This is a genomic window from Pseudoxanthomonas suwonensis 11-1 (assembly GCF_000185965.1).
Lineage (GTDB): Bacteria > Pseudomonadota > Gammaproteobacteria > Xanthomonadales > Xanthomonadaceae > Pseudoxanthomonas > Pseudoxanthomonas suwonensis_A.
Genome location: NC_014924.1, coordinates 3011732 through 3032620, shown reverse-complemented (window position 1 = coordinate 3032620; position 20889 = coordinate 3011732). Strand labels below are relative to the sequence as shown.

Below are 20889 nucleotides of genomic sequence, written 5' to 3'. Positions count from 1 at the left end.
GCGACACGCGCGCATGCAAGCCTACGTCTACAAGAGCCGCCGCCGAGCCGACACCTACGTCTTCCTTGCCGAACGCGACGGGTTCGCTCGCCTGCCCGCGGCGCTGGTGCAGGGTCTTGGCCAGCTGGATTTCGTCCTGGAAGTCGTCCTGGCCCCGGAGCGTCGCCTCGCGCGCGCCGATGCGGCAGTGGTGCGGGCCAACCTGGCCGCGCAGGGGTTCCACGTGCAGTTCCCGCCCGTGCCGGGCACCCCCGGCGTGGACGCTGGCGCGGGTGCCGGCGATGAATAAGCCCGCTGCCCGCCCGCTGCTGCTACCGGGCCTGCTCGCCGCCGGCGTGCTGCTGGCGGTGCTGGCCGGGTTCGGCGGCGTGGTCGCGGTGCTGGCCGGCCTGCTCGCGCAGCCGCTGCTGGCGACCGGCCTGTCCTGGTGGCGCGGTACCCGGCCGCTGCCGGCAAACCCGCGCGCCGCGCTTGCCGGCCTGCCCGGCCTGCTGCTGGCCTGGGGCGCTGGCCTTGCCGTGGCCGCGCTGCTGCTGGCCTGGCCGCTGCAGTCGCTGCAGGGGCATGCCAGCCTCGGCGCGGCGCTGGGCACCAGCACCCTGGCCGGCCTGCTGGTGCTGGGCCTGTGGCGGGTATGGCCGGCCTGGCGCTCGGTCGAGGGCGAGGGCGCGGCCTTCGCCGCCGCCTGGCGCCGGCTGCCGCAGCAGCAGGCCGACACCTGGGCCGGGCTCGGCGCCGCGCTGGCGATCGCCCTGCTGCTGGGCGGCTGGCTGCTGCTGGCCTGGCCGGGCCTGCTGGCCGGTGGCGCGCGCTGGGGCCTGGCCGTGGCCTGGGCGCTGGCCGCGATCCCGCTGCACCTGTGGCTGCAGGCGACCCCGGCCCCGGCCGAGCGCGCCGCGCCGCTGGATTTCCTCGCTGCCGCGACCCTGCTGGAAAGCGAGCCCGAACCGTTGCCGCCGGCACCGGAGGATCCGCAGGCCCTGGTCGAGGCGCTGTACGCCGCCGCCCGCGCCGGCCGCGTCGACCACGCCCTGCAGCTGCTGGAGGCCGGCGCCGACCCGCACGCGCCGCCGCCGGACGAGGGCCGCGACCGCCGCAGCCTGGCCGTGCTGGCCGCGGTGCTGCCGGACCTGCGCCTGCTGCGCGCCCTGATCGGCGCCGGCGTAGACCTCAACCCCGCCGACGGCACCGGCCCGCTGCTGGCCGCCACCCGCGACAGCTGGCATGGCCGCCCCGAGGCAGTGATGACCCTGCTGGCCAACGGCGCCGACCCGCGCGCCCGCGACGCCGAGGGCAATACCCCGTTGCACCATGCCGCGCGCAGCACGGACCCGGGCGTGGCCGCGCTGCTGCGCGACGCCGCCGCCGAGCTGGAGGCGCTGAACAACGATGGCCTGTCGCCGCTGGGCGTGGCCTGCGCCGCCGGCAACTGGCGCCTGGCCAAGTTCCTGCTCGAGCGCGGCGCCAGGCCGGAGCCGGCCGGCGGCCAGCCCGCCCTGCTCGCGGCCGCCGGCTGCGACGAGGACGACGCGGCCGGCGTGCAGTTGTTGCTGAAATTCAAGGCGCGGGTCGCCGCGACCGGTCGTACCGGCCGCACCGCCCTGCACGAGGCCGCGCTGGCCGGGCACGCCGGCATCGTCGCCGCGCTGCTGGCCGCTGGCGCCGACCCGCACCGCGCCGACCAGGCCGGGCGCACGCCCTGGCTGGAGGCCGCCCGCGGCCTGCACCTGGAAGTGCTGGAGCAGCTGCTGGCCGCCGGCGTGGACGTGGCCGCGACCGATGCCGAGGGCCGCAACGCGCTGGGGCTGGCCGCTGGTGCCGAGCGCGCCTCGCTGCCGCTGGTGCGGCGCCTGCTCGAGGCCGGGGTCGACCCGGAAGTGCCCGACGCCAATGGCCGCCTGCCGGTGGATGCCGCCGCCGAGGCCGGGCGCTGGGCGATCGTCGCCGCGCTGGATCCGTTCTATCCGCTGCCGCTGGCGGTGGCCGACGCGGTTGCCGCCGCCCCGGCCGAGGCCGAGGCGCGCCCGCCGCTGGCGCTGGTGCGCGAAGGCCTGCTGGCCGCGCGCATGGAAGGCCTGCCGGCGCTCGCCCGCCTGTGCAACGCCACCGAACTGGGTGGCCTGCTGCACGAGCGCGAGCTGCAGTCGCGTCCGACCGCGGTGGCCTGGCTGCTGGAGCAGGGCGCCGATCCGGAAGTGATGGTCGAGGGCCAGACCGTGATGTCGGCACTGCTGGCGCGCGGCGGCGAAGCCGCGGCCGCGATCCAGCAGCTGCTGCGCCACGGCGCCTCGCCCGCGGGCGCCGGTGGCCTGGCCCGGTTCCTGGCCGCGTGCGTTTCGCGCGACGAGGCCGCCCGCGGCCACGAGCAGCTGGCGCTGGAGCTGTTTGGGGCCGGTGCCGATCCGTTCCTGGCTTCGCCCTCCGGCGATCCGCCGCTGTCGCTGGCGGTGCGGCTGGGCTGGCTGCGCCTGCTCGAGGCCCTGCTCGAGGCCGGCGTCGACCGCGAGGCCCGCGACAGCCACGGCATGACCGCGCTGCACCTGGCCGCCGCGCTGGGCCGCGAGTCGGCCCTGCTGCGCCTGGTCGCCCAGGGCGCCTCGCCCGAATCCCGCGCCGCCGATGGCCAGACCCCACTGGGCGTGGCCCTGGCCAGTGGCCGCCGCGACCTGGCCGACTGGCTCGACTGGCGCGGCTGGCAGCTGCCGGGCCGGCCGCTGGTCCCGGCCGACGTGCCGGCCGCGGCGATGGCCGGCGATGCCGACGCCGTGCGCCGCCTGCTCGACCTCGGTTTCGCGGTCGATTCCACCGACGCCCAGGGCTGCACCGCCCTGCTGCGCGCCGCCGGTGGTGGCCATGCCGCGGTGGTCGACCTGCTGCTTTCGCGCGGGGCCAATCCGCAGCACGCGGCCAACAGCGGCGCCACCCCGCTGTCGGCGGCGGTGAGCATGCGCCACGCCGGGGTGGTCGCCGCCCTGCTGGATGCCGGCGCCGACCTCGAACACCGCCTGCCGGGCGGCGTCACCGTGCTGATGCTGGCTTCGGCCCTGGGCCTGGCCGACATCGCGGCGCGCCTGCTGACCGCCGGCGCCAGCATCTCCGCCGGCGACAGCCAGGGCCTGGCACCGCTGCACTGCGCCGCGTTGTATGGCTTCACCGGCCGCGACCGCCCGCGCCTGCTGGCCCTGCTCGACACCCTGCTGCTGGCCGGCGCCGAGGCCGACCAGCCGGCCGCTGGCGGCGTCACCCCGCTGCTGCTGCTGCTGGGCGCGCGCGCCGAGCCGGGCAGCGCCTGCGACGAGGCCGTGGTCCTGGCCGGCCTCGAGCGCCTGCTGGAAGAGGACGTTTCGCTGGATGCCCAGGACCCGCGTGGCTTCGGCCCGTTGCACCTGGCCGCCCTGCACGGCCTTGGCGGCGTGGTCCAGCGCCTGTTGCGCGCCGGCGCCGATCCGGACCTGCGCGACACCCTCAACCGCAGCCCGCGCGACATCGCGGTGATGCGGGGTTTCGTCGACGTCGCCGCCGAGTTCGTGCCGGCGCACCACAACGGCGGGCTGTCGATGGCGCGCTTCCTCAACCAGCCGCGCACCTGAGCGCGGTGCCGGCGCACCCGCGCTGGCGCCATCGCGGGATCCCTCTCAGTCGGTATCGGAAGGACGCGGTGCCTGCGGCGCCGTGGCCGTGCCCGCGCTCACCGCCGGGTCTTCCGCGTCGGCCTCGAACAGCCGCACCAGTTCCGCCCGTGCCTGGCGGGTGCTGCGCTTGAGCGCGGCCTCGTCGTCGTAGACCAGGTACTGCTCCTGCAGCAGCGCCTCGTCGTGGGCGCGGAAGCGGCGTGCGTGGTCGCGCGCCTGTTCCTCCGGCACGCCCAGCTCGCACAGCACGCGGGTCGCCACTTCCAGGCTGGTGCCCAGCATCTCGCGGTAGGGCTGGGTGCCCAGGTCCATCAGCCGCCAGGCGTGGTTGCGGTCGCGCGCGCGGGCCAGCACCCGCGCCTGCGGGTACTGGCGGCGGATCAGGCGCACCGCCTGCAGGGTGGTCTCCGGCTCGTCGGTGCAGATCACGAACACCTTCACATGCTCGGCGCCGGCGGCGCGCAGCAGGTCCGAGCGGGTGGGGTCGCCATAGAAGATGCGGCCGCCGCTGCGGCGCACGTCCTCGACCCGTTCCGGGCTGCGATCCAGGGCCACGTAGGGGATCTTCTGCGCCGCCAGCAGCCGCACCACGATCTGGCCGAAGCGGCCGACGCCCGCGATCAGCACCCGGGGCTTCTCCGAGCCCGGCGCGGGGTTGTCGTACTTCGGCTCGGCCGGCTCCGGGCGGCGCGCGCTGCGCTGGCGCCGGTAGTGGCCCAGCGCCATCAGCAGCAGCGGCATCAGCGCCATCGACACGCCGACGATCGCCGCCAGCCGGTCGTACTCGGCGGTGGTGACCAGGCGCACCCGCAGGGCCTCGTGGAACACCACGAAGGCGAACTCGCCGCCCAGCCACAGGGTGCCGCCCAGCAGCAGGCTGTGCCCCGGCTGCAGCCGCGCCACCTTGCCGATGCCCAACAGCACGCCGAACTTCACCAGCAGCAACAGGCCCACGCCGCCGGCGATCAGCCAGGGCTCGGCGACGATCCGGTCCAGGTCGATGCCCATGCCCACGGCGATGAAGAACAGGCCCAGCAGCAGGCCCTTGAACGGCTCGATCTGCGATTCCAGCTCGTGCCGGTATTCGGAATCGGCCAGCAGCACGCCGGCGATGAACGCGCCCAGGCCCGGGCTCAGCCCGGCCTGCTGCATGATCCAGGCGCTGCCCAGTACCGCCAGCAGGGCGGTGGCGGTGAACACCTCGGGGGTGCGGATGCTGGCCACCACCTTGAGTCCGCGCCGCATCAGCAGGCGGCCGCCGAACCAGACCAGGGCCAGGGCGCCCAGGGCGTGGCCGGCCATGGACCAGGTCAGGCTCTCGTCCTTGACCCCGCCCAGCAGCGGGATGATCGCCAGCAGCGGGATCGCCACCAGGTCCTGGAACAGCAGGATCGCGAACGCAAGCTGGCCATGGTCGCTGGCCAGCTCGCGGCGCTCGGCCAGCATCTGCAGGCCCACCGCGGTGGAGGACAGCGCCAGGCCGATGCCGGCCACCAGCGCGCCTTTCCAATGCACCCCGTAGAAGAAGAGGGCAGCGCCCAGGAACAGCGCCGACACGAACACCTGGGCGCCGCCGGCGCCGAACACCGGCCGCCGCAGCAGGCCCAGCCGCGCCGGGGAGACCTCCAGGCCGATCACGAACAGCAGCATGACCACGCCCAGCTCGGATGCGCCGAGGATGCGCTCCGGATCGCTGACCGCGCCGAGCACGTCCGGCCCCAGGGCGACGCCGGTGGCCAGGTAGGCCAGCACCGCTACCAGCCCCAGCCGCCGGAACAGCGGCACGGCGATGATCGTGGCTGCCAGCAGCACCAGGGCGAGTTCGAAGCTCAGGTTGCCGGGCAGTGGAGTGTCCATTGATCGCCCCGATTATCGCTCCACGGGGCCGGCCGTGTGCGCATCCGGCGACTTCCGCCCGCCCGCCGGAGGCACGCTAGACTCCGGCCCGCATCCAATGGAGGGATCGACATGCGCAGTCCGTGGTGGGTGGTGTGCGTGCTGTAGGCGGTTGCGGCAGTGGCCTTTGCCGGGAAGGGCGCGCCGCCGCCGGAGGCGGAGGCCGGCATGCTGGTCTCGGGCCGGATCATCGTCGGTCCCGACGGAAAGCCCCGCGAATACGAATTGAAGGATCCGGAAAAGCTGCCGGAGAACGTGCGCAGGTTCCTCGAGTTCCATATCCCGCGCTGGGAATTCGATCCGCCGCTGCTGGACAACAAGCCGGTTGCCCTGGACAACCTGATGGACATCCACCTGAAGGCAGTGCGGGAGGGCGAGGGCATGCGCTTCCAGCTGGCTGGTGCCTCGTTCAGGCCTTCGGCGGCGAAGACTCCATACGAGATCCGTCCCCGCAGGATGAAACCGCCGGCGTTCCCCACCCTTCCCGACTCGGTCGCGGGCGATGTCGGCGCCGTGGTGTATGTCGTCCTGAAGATCGGGCCGCATGGAAAGGTGCTGGAGGCGCTGGACGAGCAGGTCAACCTGCATTTCGTCCCCGATGCCCAGGTGGCCGACGCCTAGCGCAAGCGTTTCGCCCAGCCCACCCTGCGCGCGGCACGCTCATGGACCTTCGATCCGCCTGTCCGCGGCGAGGAAGCGGTCGCCGATTACTGGACCGTGCGCGTCCCGGTGGCGTACCACGAGTGGAAGGCGCCCAGGCTGGCCAACCAGTACGGGAGGTGGCAGGCCTACGTCCCGGGACCGCGTCGCCAGGTGCCGTGGGTCGACGCGGCCGGCGCCAGGGAGCCGCTCGAAGCCCTGGCCTCCGACACGCTCTATCTGTCCGGCCAGGAAGGCCAGCTGAAACTGCTCCCGGGCCAGGCCGGCACCTGACCGGTTGCTTGCGTCCGTTACCGCTACCTGTCGCGCCGCCGCAGTCGCGCTAGACTCCAGCCGGAGCCAAGGGGAGGGTTCGACATGCGTAATCGCAGTCCGTGGTGGTTGGTATGCGCGTTGTGGGCGGTCAGCGCGGTCGCGCTGGCGGCCAAGAAGCCGGCAAGCACCGATGCGGAGGCAGAGGCCGGCATCCAGGTGGCGGGCACGATCCTGGTGGGCCCGGAGGGCAAGCCCCTCGAGTACGAGCTCACCGGTGGGGATCGCCTGCCGAAGGAAGTGCGCCGCTTCCTCGATTTCCATATCCCGCGCTGGCAGTTCGATCCGCCGGTGGTCGACGGCAAGCCGGTCGCACTGCGCAACCGCATGGGCCTGTACCTGGTGGCCAAGCCCAGCGACGACGGCGGCATGCGCATCGTCCTGCAGTCGGCCAGCTTCTTCCCGACCGAGCGCGGTGGCGGCTACGACATCACCGGCGCGCGGATGCCGCCGCCGCCGTATCCGGAGGCCGCGGCCGAGGTCGGCGTGGAGGCGACGGTCTACCTGGTGCTGAAGGTCGGCCGCGACGGCAAGGTGCTCGATGCCGCCGACGAGCAGGTCAACCTGCACTTCCTGCCCGAGCGCGATGCCGACAAGTGGCGCGACATCTTCGCCCGCAGCGCGGTCCGCGCCGCCCGCGGCTGGAGGTTCAACGTGCCCACCCAGGGCGACGAGGGCGGGCAGGATTCCTGGCTGCTGCGGGTGCCGGTGGCCTACAGCTTCAACCAGCGCAACCGCTACGGCGAGTGGCAGGCCTACGTGCCCGGTCCGCGCCGCAAGGTCGACTGGGTGCCGACCGAGGAGCAGGACCGTCCGCTGGAAGCCATGACCGGCGGCAGCGTGAACCCGGTCGGCCAGAAGTCCGGCGTGATGCTGACCCCGGCGGGCATCGGCCTGTAACGGGAGCAGCGGCCCTGGCATCAGCCGGGGCCCCAACAGGAAACGCCCCGCATTGCGGGGCGTTTCCTTTTCCGTTCGCCGGATGGTTCAGCGCTTCATCGAGGAGAAGAACTCGTCGTTGGACTTGGTGTTCTTCATCTTGTCGAGCATGAACTCCATCGCGCCGATCTCGTCCATCGGATGCAGGAGCTTGCGCAGGATCCAGATCTTCTGCAGCAGTTCCGGCTCGATCAGCAGGTCCTCGCGGCGGGTGCCGGAGCGGTTGATGTCGATGGCCGGGAACACGCGCTTCTCGGCGATGCGGCGGCTCAGGTGCACCTCGGAGTTGCCGGTGCCCTTGAACTCCTCGTAGATCACCTCGTCCATCTTGCTGCCGGTATCGATCAGCGCGGTGGCGATGATGGTCAGCGAACCGCCTTCCTCGACGTTGCGCGCGGCACCGAAGAAACGCTTCGGGCGGTGCAGGGCGTTGGCGTCCACGCCGCCGGTCAGGACCTTGCCCGAGGACGGCACCACGTTGTTGTAGGCGCGGGCCAGGCGGGTGATCGAGTCGAGCAGGATCACCACGTCCTTCTTGTGCTCGACCAGGCGCTTGGCGCGCTCGATCACCATCTCGGCGACCTGCACGTGGCGCGCGGCCGGCTCGTCGAAGGTCGAGGAGATGACCTCGCCGCGCACGGTGCGCTGCATCTCGGTCACTTCCTCCGGACGCTCGTCGATCAGCAGCACGATCAGGTGCACGTCCGGGTGGTTGGTCGTGATCGCGGTGGCGACCTGCTGCATCATCATCGTCTTGCCCGCCTTGGGCTGGGAGACGATCAGCGAGCGCTGGCCCTTGCCCTGCGGCGCCATCAGGTCGAGGATGCGGCCGGTGATGTCCTCGGTCGACCCGTCGCCACGCTCCAGGCGGAAGCGCCGGCGCGGGAACAGCGGGGTGAGGTTCTCGAACAGGGTCTTGTTCTTGCTCGCCTCGAGCGGCTCGCCGTTGATGGTGTCCACCACCGACAGGGCGAAGTAGCGCTCGCCGTCCTTGGGCCAGCGGATGCGGCCGGACAGGTGGTCGCCGGTACGCAGGTTGAAGCGGCGGATCTGGCTGGGCGAGATGTAGGTGTCGTCCGGGCCGGCCAGGTAGCTGGCCTCGGCCGCGCGCAGGAAGCCGAAGCCGTCCGGCAGGATCTCCAGCACGCCGTCGGCCTGCACGCCCTCGCCGTGGCGGGTCAGTACCTTGAGCAGGGCGAAGATCACGTCCTGCTTGCGCGCGCGGGCCACGCCCTCGTGGATGTTCAGCTGCTCGGCGATCTCCAGCAGCTTGTGCGCCGGCATGCGCTTGAGGTCGCCCAGCGAGTACTGGGGGAAGCCTTCCGGCACGCTGGGATGCGGACGCGGGACGTGCGGCTGGTTCTGGGCGCCGTCGTCCTGCATGCCGCCGTCGTCGCGGAAGCGCTCGCGCTGGCGATCGCGGCGGTTGCGGAAGCGGTCGCGACGGTTGCGGCCGCCTTCGCGGTCGCCGTCGTTGCCGTTCTGGCCACCATTCTGGCCGCCGTTCTGGTTATTGGGGTTCTGCTGGCCACCCTGCTGGCCGCCGCCCTGCTGGGCAGGCGCGTCCTGGGTGTCCTTCGGCTTGCCCTGGCCGGCGCCCTGGGGGGCGGGGGCGCTGGCAGCCGGCGCGGACTCGCCGCCGGACGGCGCCGAAGGCATCGGCAGCGCAGCCTGGACCGGCGGGGTCGCGGGAGTGGATTCGGAGGCGGGGGAAGCGGCTTCGGCGGGCTTGGCCACACGCTTGCGCGCGCGCTTCTCGGCGGGTGCGTCGTCGCTCCCGGGCGCTTCAGGCTGGGTGTTCTCGGACAAGACTGGAATTCCTCGCTGGCAGATGCGAGCGCCCGGAAGCGGGCGGATGACTCGATTGGGTGGGGTGCGCCGGCGTCGTGGGCCCTCGGGGGCCATCTCGCTTTGCGGCGGTACGGCGGTCGCGCAGGACGACCGGACCCGCCGACACTAGCACCAGCGTCCCGGCGGCGGCAAGCGCCGCCAGGGACTGGTGGGGCCACGTTCAGGCCCCGGGGCCAGGCAGGCTGCTGGGCCTGCCCGGCGGGCGGCCTCAGGCCGCCAGGGTCTTGTCGATCATCTGGGTCAGCTGGCCCTTGCCGACGGCACCGACCTGGGTCGCCTGGACCTGGCCGTCCTTGAACAGGAGCAGCATCGGGATCGAGCGCACGTGGTACTTGATCGCCGTGGCACGGTTCTGGTCGATGTTGACCTTGGCCACCTTGACCTTGCCGTCGTAGGCGTCGGCCAGCTCGTCGATGATCGGCGAGATCATCTTGCAGGGGCCGCACCACTCGGCCCAGAAGTCCACCAGCACCGGTTCCTGGGATTGCAGCACGGCGCTGTCGAAATCGGCATCGCCGATATGCATCACCTTGTCGTTCACTTGTGTCTCCGCGGGTTTGCGAACCGCCCTCCACGGGGCAGGGGGCAGCTTAGGGTAAACTGGGGCGTTCCGCGGAGATGTCAAGTGGGTTACACCGTCCCACCGACTGCCGCGCGGCCCGGCGCCGGCGCAGTGTGCGGCGGCCGGGAACGTATTTGCAAGGCCGCCAAAGGCCGCCTGCCCGGACACGCTGGGACAGGCCACATGAAGACTGGATGATGAGCGACAAGCCGCTGACCGATGTGACTTTTTCCTCCTTCGACCTGCACCCGGAGCTGTTGGCCGGGCTCGAGTCGGCGGGCTTTACCCGTTGCACCCCCATCCAGGCGTTGACCCTGCCGGTGGCCCTCCGCGGCGGCGACGTCGCCGGCCAGGCCCAGACCGGCACCGGCAAGACCCTGGCCTTCCTGGTCGCGGTGATGAACCGCCTGCTGACCCGCCCGGCGCTGGCCGAGCGCAAGCCGGAAGACCCGCGCGCCCTGATCCTGGCCCCGACCCGAGAGCTGGCGATCCAGATCCACAAGGACGCGGTCAAGTTCGGTTCCCAGCTGGGGCTGCGCTTCGCACTGGTCTACGGCGGCGTGGACTACGACAAGCAGCGCGAGCTGCTGCAGCAGGGCGTGGACGTGATCATCGCCACCCCCGGCCGCCTGATCGACTACGTCAAGCAGCACAAGGTGGTCTCGCTGCACGCCTGCGAGATGTGCGTGCTGGACGAGGCCGACCGCATGTTCGACCTCGGCTTCATCAAGGACATCCGCTTCCTGCTGCGGCGCATGCCGGTGCGCACCGAGCGCCAGACCCTGCTGTTCTCGGCCACCCTCAGCCACCGCGTGCTGGAGCTGGCCTACGAGCACATGAACGAGCCGGAGAAGCTGGTGGTCGAGACCGAGACCATCACCGCCGCGCGCGTGCGCCAGCGCCTGTACTACCCCTCCGACGAGGAGAAGCTGCCGCTGCTGCTGGGCCTGCTGTCGCGCAGCGAGGGCGCCCGCACCATGGTGTTCGTCAACACCAAGGTGTTCGTCGAGCGCGTGGCCCGCGCGCTGGAGAAGGCCGGCTACCGGGTCGGCGTGCTCTCCGGCGACGTGCCGCAGAAGAAGCGCGAGACCCTGCTCAACCGCTTCCAGAAGGGCCAGCTGGAGATCCTGGTCGCCACCGACGTGGCCGCCCGCGGCCTGCACATCGACGGCATCAAGTACGTCTACAACTACGACCTGCCGTTCGACGCCGAGGACTACGTCCACCGCATCGGCCGCACCGCGCGCCTGGGCGAGGAGGGCGATGCGATCAGCTTCGCCTGCGAGCGCTACGCGATGAGCCTGCCGGACATCGAGGCCTACATCGAGCAGAAGATTCCCTCCGAGCCGGTCACCGCCGAGCTGCTGACCCCGCTGCCGCGCCCGGAGCGGGTGCGCGCCGAAGGCGACGAGGGCGAGGACGAGAGTATCGGCCAGATCTTCCGCGAGGCCCGCGAGCAGCGCGCCGCCGACGAGGAACGCCGCGGTGGCGGCCGTTCGCGTGGCGGCCGCAGCGGCTCCGGCAGTGGTGGTGGCCGTAGCGGCGAGCGTCGCGAAGGCGAGCGCCGTCCGCGCCGCAAGCCGCAGGGCGAGGGCGCTGCCCCCACCGCCGCTGGCGAGGCCCAGGCCGTCGCTCCGGCCGCCGCCGTGGCCGAGGCCCCGCGCGCCGCGCAGGCTCCGGCCGCCGGGTCCGCGCCGGCTGCCGAGGGCGAGCGCGGCCCGCGCAAGCGTCGCCGCCGCCGCAAGGGCAAGCCGGTCGATGGCGCCGCCGCGCCGGCCGCCGCCGACCAGGCCAATCCGTCGGCCGTGCCGGCGATCCGCCAGTCGGCTCCGTCCAACCGAGGCGGCGCCCAGGCGCAGCCCAGGGACGCCGGCAAGCGCGAGTCGCTGCTGGGCCGCATCGGCCGCAAGCTGCGTTCGCTGGTCGGCGGCTGACCCCGCGCGCCCGCAAGGGCGCCAATCGCGTTGCCCCCGTATCCCCGGTCGTGGCCGCCACGTCCGGGGATACGTGCATCTGGAGCGACGATTCCTGCGGCCGTCGCCGCCACGGTCGCTTCGCCGTGCGCGCCCCCGCATAATCGCGGCATGACCGTCCTGCGATTCGAAAACGTCAGCAAGCAGTACCCGGGGGGGCACCAGGCACTGGTCGACGTCAGCTTCGCCGTGGACGAAGGCGAGATGCTGTTCGTCACCGGCCATTCCGGCGCCGGCAAGAGCACCCTGCTCAAGCTCATCCACCTGTCCGAGCGGCCCAGCCGCGGCGCGGTCCTGCTGGGCGAGCGCAACCTGCAGCGCGTGCGCGGCGGCAAGGTCGCCCTGCACCGGCGCCAGGTCGGCGTGGTCTACCAGGACCATCGCCTGCTGACCGACCGCACCGTGGGCGAGAACGTGGCCCTGCCGCTGATCCTGCGCGGCACCCGCCGCGCCGAGATCGGCAAGCGGGTGCGCTCGGTGCTCGAGCGCATGGGCCTGGGCCACCGCGAGAAGGCGCTGCCGACCCAGCTGTCGGCCGGCGAGCAGCAGCGCGTCGGCATCGCCCGGGCGATCATCGCCGAGCCGCCGCTGCTGGTGGCCGACGAACCGACCGGCAACCTCGACCCGACCCTGGCCGCCGAGATCATGGAGCTGTTCGCCGGCCTGCCCGAGCGCGGCACCAGCGTGCTGGTGGTCAGCCACGACCTGGCCCTGCTCAAGCGCATGCGCAAGCGCGTGCTGGTGCTGGACCACGGCCGCCTGGTCGACGACATCTCCCCGCAGGACCTGGCCGAATGAGTACCGCGAAGAAGGCGACCGCCCCCTCCGCGCCCTCGCGCCTGCGCGTGTGGTTCGACCAGCACCTGCACAGCCTGGCCTTCAGCGCCGGCCGCGCCGCGGGCAAGCCGTGGGCGACCCTGCTGACCATCGCGGTGATGGGCATGGCCCTGGCACTGCCGCTGGGCCTGTCGATCGTGATGGACAACCTGCGCCACTTCGCCGGCAGCGTGCAGCAGTCGCGCGAGATCAACCTGTTCCTCAGGCAGGACGTGGCCCCGCCGGCCGCGGCCCTGGTCGCGGAGAAGCTGCGCGCCCGCGCCGACGTGGCCTCGGTCGATGTGCGCGCGCCGGAGCAGGGCCTGGCCGAGCTGCGCGAGGCCGGGCTGGGCGAGGCGATCGACGCGCTCGGCGACAACCCGCTGCCGACCCTGCTGGTGGTGACTCCCACCGGCCAGGGCGACGAGTCGCGCCTGGCGACCGAGCTCGAGGCGATGCCGCAGGCCGACCTGGTCCAGCACGACGCGCTCTGGCGCCAGCGCCTGGATGCCTGGCTGCGCTTCGGCCAGCGCGTGGTCCAGGTGCTGTCGGTGCTGCTGGGCCTGGGCGCGCTGCTGGTGGTGGGCAACACCGTGCGCCTGGACATCCAGTCGCGGCGCGAGGAGATCGGCGTGCTGCAGCTGCTCGGCGCCAGCGATGGGTTCATCCGCCGTCCGTTCCTCTACCTCGGTGCCTGGTACGGCCTCGGTGCCGGCGTGGTCGCGCTGGCGCTGATCGGCGGCGCCGGTGCCGCCCTGGGCGGGCCGCTGGCCGCGCTCAGCGAGAGCTATGGCAGCCACTTCGCCTTGAAGGGACTGGATGCCCTGCACTCGTCGATGGTATTGGTGGGCACCGTTCTCATGGGGTGGCTGGGGGCCTGGGCGGTCACCGGTCATTTCCTGCGCCAGACCCGTCCCACGGAGACCTGATGGCCTCGCACGACCTGAAGTACCTGATCAGCGACAACCCCAGGGTGATGGTCGCCGATGGATCCAAGCTGGTCCGCAAACTGATCGCCGATGTCCTGGTGCGCGACCTGCCGGGCGTGGAGGTCGTGGGCTGCTCCAGCATCGAGGAGGCACGCCAGGCGCTGGAGGACGGACCGGTCAACCTGGTCACCACCGCGCTTTCGCTGCCCGACGGCGACGGCATGGAGCTGGCACGCAGCGTGCGCGCCGCGGCCCAGGCCTACGTGCCGATCATCGTGGTCTCCGGCGACGCCCAGCAGCACCTGGTCGAGCGCCGCTTCACCGAATACGTCACCGACTACTTCGACAAGTCGCTGGGGCACGAGGCGCTGGCCGAGTTCATCAGCGGCTACGTGCAGCCGCAGCCGATCCCCGGCGCGCGCGTTCTCTACATCGAGGACAGCCGGGTGGTGGCCGAGGCCACCAAGCGCATGCTCGAGCGCCAGCAGCTGGAAGTGGTGCACGTGCTCACCGCCGAGGAGGCGTTCGCGCTGCTGACCGCCGAGTCGCTGGGCCGGGTGCCGCGCATCGACCTGGTCCTGACCGACGTCACCCTCAAGGGCGAGCTGAGCGGCCGCGACGTGGTCGAGCGCATCCGCATCGACTTCGACTACGGCAAGCGCCGCCTGCCGGTGCTGGTGATGACCGGCGACGCCAACCGCCACAACCAGTCCGGGCTGCTGCGCGCCGGCGCCAACGACCTGGTGCAGAAGCCGATCGAGGAGCGCCTGCTGGTCACCAAGGTGCTGTTCCAGCTGCGCCTGGCGCGGCTGGAGGAGCGCTAGGCCGCGCCTGGCGGCCGCGGCGCTGGAACCGGGCATGGCAGGGGAACCCGTCATCCGCCTCGAGCCTTCGTGGAAGGCGCGCATCGGCGACTGGCTGCTGCGTCCGGAGATGCGCGAGCTGTCGGCGTTCCTGCGCCAGCGCAAGGCCGCCGGGGCCCAGGTCTATCCGCCGGGCCCGCGCCTGTTCGCCGCCTTCGATGCCACCCCGTTCGACCAGGTCAAGGTGGTGATCCTCGGCCAGGACCCGTACCACGGGCCCGGCCAGGCCCATGGCCTGTGCTTCTCGGTGCTGCCGGGGGTGCCGGTGCCGCCGTCGCTGGAGAACATCTTCAAGGAGATCGGCACCGAGCTGGGGCTGCCGCGGCCGGACCATGGCTGCCTGCTGCCCTGGGCCCGGCGCGGGGTGCTGCTGCTCAACGCGGTGCTGTCGGTCGAGCAGGGCAAGGCCGGCGCCCACCAGGGCAAGGGCTGGGAAGGCTTCACCGACCACGCCATCGAGACCCTGGCCCGCGAGCGCGAGGGCCTGGTGTTCATGCTCTGGGGCAGCTACGCCCAGGCCAAGGGCCGGATCATCGACTCGCGCCGGCACCGGGTGCTGAAGGCGCCGCACCCCTCGCCGCTGTCCGCATATCGAGGCTTCTTCGGCTGCGGCCACTTCACTGCCGCCAACGAGTACCTGGCCCGCCGCGGCCAGGCGCCGGTGGACTGGTCGTTGCCGCCGCGGGCGGAAGTGGAGGCCATGCTGGCCGAACACGCTGTACAGATAGAACGATAAGTGTTCTGACGGCCTGTTTATTGCGCGGGCGTTATCAATCATGCTGTCGGCCATCGGAACCCAGCCTTGGGTTCCGCCACGAGGTCGCCATGCACCATCTATATGTCCTGCTTGCCCGCATCGCCCTGTCGCTGGTGCTTGCCGCCGACGGCTGGGAGCGGCTGGCCGCTGGCGGGTCGGGCCTGGCCCTGCTGATGCCGGCCCTGCAGCTGCTGGCGTCGGCCGCCCTGCTGGCCGGCGCCTGGTCGCGCACGGCGGCCCTGCTGCTGGCCGCGCTGGTCCTGGTGCCCGCGCTTGCGTTGCTGGACATGGCCGGACCAGAGCAGGTGCTCTGGCTGGGCTGGAGCCTGCTGCTGGGCGGTGGCCTGGTGCTGCTGGCAGCGCAGGGCGCCGGCGATTTCAGCTTCGATGCCTGGCGGCGCGACCGCGCCGACAGGTCGAACGACACCCACATGACCCCCGGAGGTGCCCTGTGATCACCAAGCGACCCGCCGCCGAGCGCGGCCACGCCAACCACGGCTGGCTGGATTCATGGCACAGCTTCTCCTTCGCCGGGTACTTCGACCCGGAGCACGTGCACTGGGGTCCGCTGCGGGTGATCAACGAGGACCGGGTCGCCGGCGGCCAGGGCTTCGGCACCCACGGCCACCAGGACATGGAGATCATCAGCTACGTGCTGGAGGGCGCGCTTGCCCACCGCGATTCGATGGGCAATGTCGAGCGGATCCTGCCGGGCGAGGTGCAGCGCATGAGCGCCGGCACCGGCGTGACCCACTCGGAGTTCAACCCGGAGCCGGACCGTGCCACCCATTTCCTGCAGATCTGGATCCTGCCCGAGCGCACCGGGATCACCCCGGGCTACGAGCAGAAGCGCTTCGACCCGGCCGAAAAGCGCGGTCGCCTGCGCCTGGTGGTTTCGCCCGACGGTGCCGACGGCTCGCTGAAGATGCACCAGGACGCCCGGCTGTATGCCGGCCTGTTCGACGGTTCCGAGCAGGCCCGCCTGGCCCTGGCTCCGGGCCGGCTGGCCTACGTCCACCTGGTCCGCGGCGCGGCCACGGTCAATGGCCAGCGCCTTGGGGCGGGCGATGCCCTGCGCTACCGGGACGAGGCCGAGGTCTTGATCGGGGCCGGCGAGGACGCCGAAGTGCTGGTGTTCGACCTGCCGGCGCTGCCGGGCCAGTAAGTTCCAGGCGGCCCGGGAACCCGTGGCCGGCCGCGAGGGTCACATGCCTGTCGCGGCCCCTGCGCGACAACGACAATAGGCGCCTCGGATGGGCAAGTGCCAAGCTGCTGTTTTCCTTGCGATTTCCTGAACAGGGGTCGTTCCGCTACCGCAATGCCGGGGAACCAAATCCGGCGTTAGCAGTCCAACCCACCGATTGCTAAGATGCCAGACATGACCCAGACCATCCGTTCCACCCAGCTCGTCGCCAACAACCTGCCGGTCCCCAGCCCCCTCGGGTCGCTGGAGGCCTACATCGGCGCCGTGCACCAGATCCCGGTGCTGAGCGTCGAGGAGGAACAGGCCCTTGCCCGCCGCTACCGCGACCAGGAAGACCTGGACGCCGCCCGCGAGCTGGTGCACTCGCACCTGCGCTTCGTGGTGCACGTGGCCCGCGGCTACAACGGCTACGGACTGCAGCTGGGTGACCTGATCCAGGAAGGCAACATCGGCCTGATGAAGGCGGTCAAGCGCTTCGACCCGGACCTGGGCGTGCGCCTGGTCAGCTTCGCCGTGCACTGGATCCGCGCCGAGATCCACGAGTTCATCCTCAAGAACTGGCGCATCGTCAAGGTCGCCACGACCAAGGCCCAGCGCAAGCTGTTCTTCAACCTGCGCAAGGCCAAGACCCGCCTGGGTTGGATGAACGCCGCCGAGGTCAGCGCCGTGGCGAAGGACCTCAACGTGTCCGAGCGCGAGGTGCTGGAGATGGAGTCGCGGCTGTCCGGTCGCGACATCGGCTTCGACGCCCCGGCCGACGAGGACGAGGAGCACGCGCCGCCGTCGCCGGCCGCCTACCTGGTCTCGATGGACGAGGATCCGTCGCAGGCGCTGGAGCGCGAGGACAGCGAGGGCCACAAGCTCGACCTGCTGCGCGACGGCCTCGCCAGCCTGGATGCGCGTTCGCGCGACATCATCGCCCGCCGCTGGCTGGACGACGAGAGCAAGGTGACCCTGCAGGAGCTGGCCGACGAGTACGGCGTCTCCGCCGAGCGCATCCGCCAGATCGAGGCGAATGCCATGAAGAAGATGCGCGCGCTGCTGGCGGCCTGAAGCCTCCACCAGCGCGCGTCACGGACGGCCCGGGTTTTCCCGGGCCGTTTTGTTTGTGCGGCCCGTGGCCCCGGCATGACACCGCCGCAGCCCGCTGCGATGCTTGCCCCGTACCTCCTGGACCTGACGCGCCGTGAGCCTGCTCCTGCTGCTGTTCGACCTGCTCGGCACCTTCGTGTTCGCCCTCAGCGGCGGCACCCTCGCGGTGCGTTACCGGCTGGACGTGTTCGGGGTGCTGGTCCTGTCCTGCGCGGCGGCGGTATCCGGCGGCCTGGCGCGCGACGTGCTGATCGGCGCGCAGCCGCCGGCGGCGCTGGCCGACTGGCGCTACCTGGCCGTGGCCATGCTCGCCGGCGTGGTGACCTTCTACCGCCACGAGACCATCGAGCGCATGCGCAACCCGGTGCAGGTGTTCGACGGCGCCGGGCTGGCGCTGTTCGCGGTGCTGGGTACCAGCAAGGCGCTGGACTACGGACTCTCGCCATTCGCCGCGACCCTGCTGGGCATGCTCAGCGGCATCGGCGGTGGCGTGGCCCGCGACGTGCTGGTGGCGCGCATCCCGGTGGTGCTCAAGGCCGAGCTGTACGCGGTGGCGGCCCTGGTTGGTGGCGGCGTGGTCGCGCTGGCCGACGTGTTCGACCTGCCACGCACGCCGGCGATGGCGGTTGGCGCGCTGGTCTGCTTCGGCCTGCGCTACATGGCGATCCGCCACGGCTGGCACCTCCCGGCCGCGCACCTGCCGGACGACCGCAACTGAGGATCGCTATGGCGGTGGCGGCGCGTCGCGTGCGCTGCCGGGCTCGCGGCCCAGGATGATCCGCGCCGCGCGCTGGTAGCTCCAGTAGGCCCAGGCCCAGTTGAGCAGTACCACCAGGCGGTTGCGGAAGCCGATCAGGAAGAACACGTGCGCGGCCAGCCAGAACCACCAGGCCAGCACGCCCGAGAGCCGGATGCCGTGAATGTCGACCACCGCGGCCATGCGCCCGATCGTGGCCAGGTTGCCGAAGTCGCGGTAGCGGAACGGCCGCGCCGGCGCGCCCTGCAGCCGCGCCTGGATCGCGCGGGCGACATGCCGGCCCATCTGCTTGGCCGCCGGCGCCACGCCCGGCACCGGCGAACCGTCGGCTTGTTCCACCGCGGCCAGGTCGCCGCCGACGAAGATTTCCGGATGCCCGGGCACCGACAGGTCCGGTTCGACCGGCACGCGCCCGGCGCGGTCGAGCGGCACGCCCAGCGAACGCGCCAGCGGCGAGGCGGCAACGCCGGCGGCCCAGACGATGGTGCGCGAATGCACGTAGGTGTCGCCAAGGCGGTAGCCGCCGGCATTGATGTCGGTCACCGGCACGCCGGTGCTGACTTCCACGCCCAGTTTCTCCAGCTGGCGCCGAGCCTTCTCCGACAGGTCTTCGGGGAAGGACGCGAGCACACGCGGTCCGGCCTCGATCAGGCGCACGCGCGCGGTGGCCGGGTTGATGTTGCGGAACTGGTCGCGCAGGGTATGGCGCGCGATCTCGGCCAGGGTGCCGGCCAGCTCCACGCCGGTCGGCCCGCCGCCGACGATGGCGAACTCCAGCCAGGCCGCGCGCTCGGCCGGATCGTCGCAGGCCTCGGCGCGCTCGAACGCCAGCAGCAGCTTGCGCCGCAGTTCCAGCGCGTCGTCCAGCGACTTCAGCCCGGGCGCGTGCTGCGCCCATTGTTCGTTGCCGAAGTAGGCATGGGTCGCGCCGGTGGCCAGCAGCAGGTAGTCGTAATGCAACGCCTTGCCGTCGGCCAGCGTGGCCGTGCGCGCCTGCGGATCGATCGCCTCCACTTCGCCCAGGCGGATCCCGACGTTGCGCTGCCGGCGCAGGATATGGCGCAGCGGGGCCGCGATATCCGGCGCGGAAAGCCCGGCCGTCGCCACCTGGTAGAGCAGGGGCTGGAACAGGTGGTGGTTGCTGCGGTCGACGAGGGTGATGCGCAGCGGCGACCAGGCCAGCGCGCGGGTGGCCCAGAGCCCGGCGAAGCCGCCTCCGATCACGACCAGGTGCGGGCGATCGGGACGGGCTGCGCTCATCGGGGACTCCAGTCGGTCGGGTTGGTCAGGCGGGGTCTTCGTCGATGCGCGAATGCCGCCGGGTATCGGGCATCCACAGGTAGACCAGCAGCGAGCATGCAATGCAGGCGGTGACGTACCAGTAGAAGCCGCGCTCGATGCCGTGCTGCTTGAACCACAGGGCGATGTATTCGGCGCTGCCGCCGAAGATCGCCACCGTCAGCGCGTAGGGCAGGCCCACGCCCAGGGCGCGGATCTCCACCGGGAACAGCTCGGCCTTCACCACCGCATTGATCGCGGTGTAGCCGCTGACCACGACCAGCGCCAGCAGCACCAGCCAGAACGCCTCGCCGGCGGTCTGCACATCCTGCAGGCGGTCGAGGATCGGCACGGTGAGCAGGGTGCCGAGCACGCCGAAGGCGATCAGCACCGGTCGCCGGCCGACGCGGTCGGACAGCGCGCCCACCAGCGGCTGCAGCAGCATGTACACGAACAGCGTGCCGGCATTGACCCGCGCCGCGCTCTCGCTGGGAAGGCCGGCGCTGTTGACCAGGAACTTGTGCACGTAGGTCGTGTACGTATAGAAGGCCAGGGTGCCGCCCATGGTCAGGCCGACCACGCTCAGCAGCGCACGCGGGTGCCGTAGCAGCAGGCGCAACGTGCCCTGGCGGCGCTGGTGCGCCGGCGAGCCGTCGGCCTCGCTGCGCACGAACGACTCGGTCTCCAGCATGGTCCGCCGCAGCCACATCGCCACGAGCGCGGCCAGGGCACCGATCGCGAACGGAATGCGCCAGCCCCAGGCGCGCAGCTGTTCGGCATCGAGCAGCGCCTGCAGCGCCAGCAGCACGCCAAGCGCCAGCAGGTGGCCCATCACCAGGGTCACGTACTGGAAACTGGACCAGAAGCCGCGGTGTTCGCGGCTGGCCATCTCGCTGAGATAGGTCGCCGAGGTGCCGTACTCGCCGCCGACCGACAGGCCCTGCAGCAGCCGCGCCAGCACCAGCAGCACAGGCGCGGCGATGCCGATGCTCGCGTAGCCCGGGGTGAGCGCGATCAGCAGCGAGCCGCTGCACATCATCCATACCGAAAGCAGCAGCGCCGCCTTGCGCCCGTGGCGGTCGGCATAGCGTCCCAGCAGCCACCCGCCCAGCGGGCGCATCAGGAAGCCGACGGCGAAGATGGCCGCGGTCTTCAGCAGCTGGCTGGTGCGGTCGCCGCCGGGGAAGAACACCTCGGCGAAGTACAGCGAGAACGCCGCGTAGACGTACCAGTCGTACCACTCCACCAGGTTGCCGACCGAGCCGCTGAAGATGCTGCGCAGGCGCCGGGCGGGGGTGAGTTCACGGGTCACGGCCATGGGCCGATGATGGCATGGGCCGCGGCCCGGTGTCGGCGACGCGGCGACGG

General features: G+C 71.9%; 19 protein-coding genes. 14 read left to right on the top strand and 5 right to left on the bottom strand.

The features are described 5' to 3' along the window. The first annotated feature begins 13 nt into the window (after positions 1-13). Positions 14-289 (top strand): YcgL domain-containing protein, encoded by a 276-nt coding sequence (locus PSESU_RS13920; protein ID WP_013536435.1) that lies wholly within the window; start codon positions 14-16, stop codon positions 287-289. Then, on the top strand, positions 282-3590 hold the full coding sequence (locus tag PSESU_RS13915; protein WP_013536434.1) for an ankyrin repeat domain-containing protein: 3309 nt from the start codon (positions 282-284) through the stop codon (positions 3588-3590). The genes PSESU_RS13920 and PSESU_RS13915 overlap by 8 nt, the downstream gene beginning before the upstream one ends. A 45-nt stretch (positions 3591-3635) precedes the next feature. Here PSESU_RS13915 and PSESU_RS13910 read toward each other — a convergent pair whose 3' ends face one another. Next, positions 3636-5489, bottom strand: a complete 1854-nt coding sequence (locus PSESU_RS13910; protein ID WP_013536433.1) for a monovalent cation:proton antiporter-2 (CPA2) family protein — start codon at positions 5487-5489, stop codon at positions 3636-3638. A gap of 207 nt (positions 5490-5696) precedes the next feature. On the opposite strand from PSESU_RS13910, the gene PSESU_RS16315 reads away from it, so the two are divergent. The 3 genes from PSESU_RS16315 (at position 5697) to PSESU_RS13900 (ending at position 7400) form a co-directional block, all read left to right on the top strand. Beyond that, a complete protein-coding gene (locus tag PSESU_RS16315) occupies positions 5697-6149 on the top strand; it encodes a hypothetical protein (RefSeq protein ID WP_155942781.1) in 453 nt (150 codons plus the stop codon). A gap of 96 nt (positions 6150-6245) precedes the next feature. Beyond that, the gene (locus PSESU_RS16310; RefSeq protein ID WP_155942780.1) at positions 6246-6461 is read left to right on the top strand and encodes a hypothetical protein; all 216 of its coding nucleotides are present in this window, start codon (positions 6246-6248) and stop codon (positions 6459-6461) included. A gap of 84 nt (positions 6462-6545) precedes the next feature. Then, positions 6546-7400 (top strand): TonB family protein, encoded by an 855-nt coding sequence (locus tag PSESU_RS13900; RefSeq protein WP_013536432.1) that lies wholly within the window; start codon positions 6546-6548, stop codon positions 7398-7400. Positions 7401-7487: 87 nt separating this feature from the next. Here the strand turns inward: PSESU_RS13900 and rho are convergent, their stop codons facing one another. Next, the gene (gene rho / locus PSESU_RS13895) at positions 7488-9248 is read right to left on the bottom strand and encodes a transcription termination factor Rho (RefSeq protein WP_013536431.1); all 1761 of its coding nucleotides are present in this window, start codon (positions 9246-9248) and stop codon (positions 7488-7490) included. Between the two features lie 250 nt (positions 9249-9498). Continuing rightward, positions 9499-9831 carry a thioredoxin TrxA gene (gene trxA, locus PSESU_RS13890; RefSeq protein WP_041764185.1) on the bottom strand — a complete coding sequence of 111 codons (333 nt, stop codon included), beginning with the start codon at positions 9829-9831 and terminating at the stop codon, positions 9499-9501. Positions 9832-10049: 218 nt separating this feature from the next. Here trxA and rhlB point away from each other — a divergent pair, with 218 nt between their 5' ends. From rhlB to PSESU_RS13845, 9 genes are all read left to right on the top strand, one after another. Beyond that, entirely contained in the window at positions 10050-11786 is a 1737-nt protein-coding gene (gene rhlB / locus PSESU_RS13885; protein WP_041765041.1) for an ATP-dependent RNA helicase RhlB, read from the top strand. Between the two features lie 150 nt (positions 11787-11936). Next, complete coding sequence (gene ftsE, locus PSESU_RS13880) at positions 11937-12623, top strand: cell division ATP-binding protein FtsE (RefSeq protein ID WP_013536428.1); 687 nt, start codon at positions 11937-11939, stop codon at positions 12621-12623. Next, complete coding sequence (gene ftsX / locus PSESU_RS13875; RefSeq protein WP_013536427.1) at positions 12620-13570, top strand: permease-like cell division protein FtsX; 951 nt, start codon at positions 12620-12622, stop codon at positions 13568-13570. Before ftsE ends, ftsX begins: the two co-directional genes overlap by 4 nt. Next, positions 13570-14394, top strand: coding sequence for a response regulator (locus PSESU_RS13870; protein WP_013536426.1), 825 nt, complete (start codon positions 13570-13572; stop codon positions 14392-14394). Before ftsX ends, PSESU_RS13870 begins: the two co-directional genes overlap by 1 nt. A 34-nt stretch (positions 14395-14428) precedes the next feature. After that, on the top strand, positions 14429-15169 hold the full coding sequence (gene ung, locus PSESU_RS13865; protein ID WP_013536425.1) for a uracil-DNA glycosylase: 741 nt from the start codon (positions 14429-14431) through the stop codon (positions 15167-15169). Positions 15170-15258: 89 nt separating this feature from the next. Next, positions 15259-15645: a hypothetical protein gene (locus PSESU_RS13860; protein ID WP_013536424.1), complete on the top strand. Its 387-nt coding sequence runs from the start codon at positions 15259-15261 to the stop codon at positions 15643-15645. Beyond that, a complete protein-coding gene (locus PSESU_RS13855) occupies positions 15642-16355 on the top strand; it encodes a pirin family protein (RefSeq protein WP_013536423.1) in 714 nt (237 codons plus the stop codon). Before PSESU_RS13860 ends, PSESU_RS13855 begins: the two co-directional genes overlap by 4 nt. A gap of 213 nt (positions 16356-16568) precedes the next feature. Continuing rightward, positions 16569-17447 carry an RNA polymerase sigma factor RpoH gene (gene rpoH, locus PSESU_RS13850; protein WP_013536422.1) on the top strand — a complete coding sequence of 293 codons (879 nt, stop codon included), beginning with the start codon at positions 16569-16571 and terminating at the stop codon, positions 17445-17447. A gap of 133 nt (positions 17448-17580) precedes the next feature. Then, complete coding sequence (locus PSESU_RS13845) at positions 17581-18204, top strand: trimeric intracellular cation channel family protein (protein WP_013536421.1); 624 nt, start codon at positions 17581-17583, stop codon at positions 18202-18204. 6 nt (positions 18205-18210) lie between these two features. Here PSESU_RS13845 and PSESU_RS13840 read toward each other — a convergent pair whose 3' ends face one another. Together PSESU_RS13840 and PSESU_RS13835 are read right to left on the bottom strand one after the other, a co-directional pair. Next, positions 18211-19503 carry an NAD(P)/FAD-dependent oxidoreductase gene (locus PSESU_RS13840; RefSeq protein WP_013536420.1) on the bottom strand — a complete coding sequence of 431 codons (1293 nt, stop codon included), beginning with the start codon at positions 19501-19503 and terminating at the stop codon, positions 18211-18213. 25 nt (positions 19504-19528) lie between these two features. After that, complete coding sequence (locus PSESU_RS13835; RefSeq protein ID WP_013536419.1) at positions 19529-20839, bottom strand: MFS transporter; 1311 nt, start codon at positions 20837-20839, stop codon at positions 19529-19531. Positions 20840-20889 lie beyond the last annotated feature (50 nt).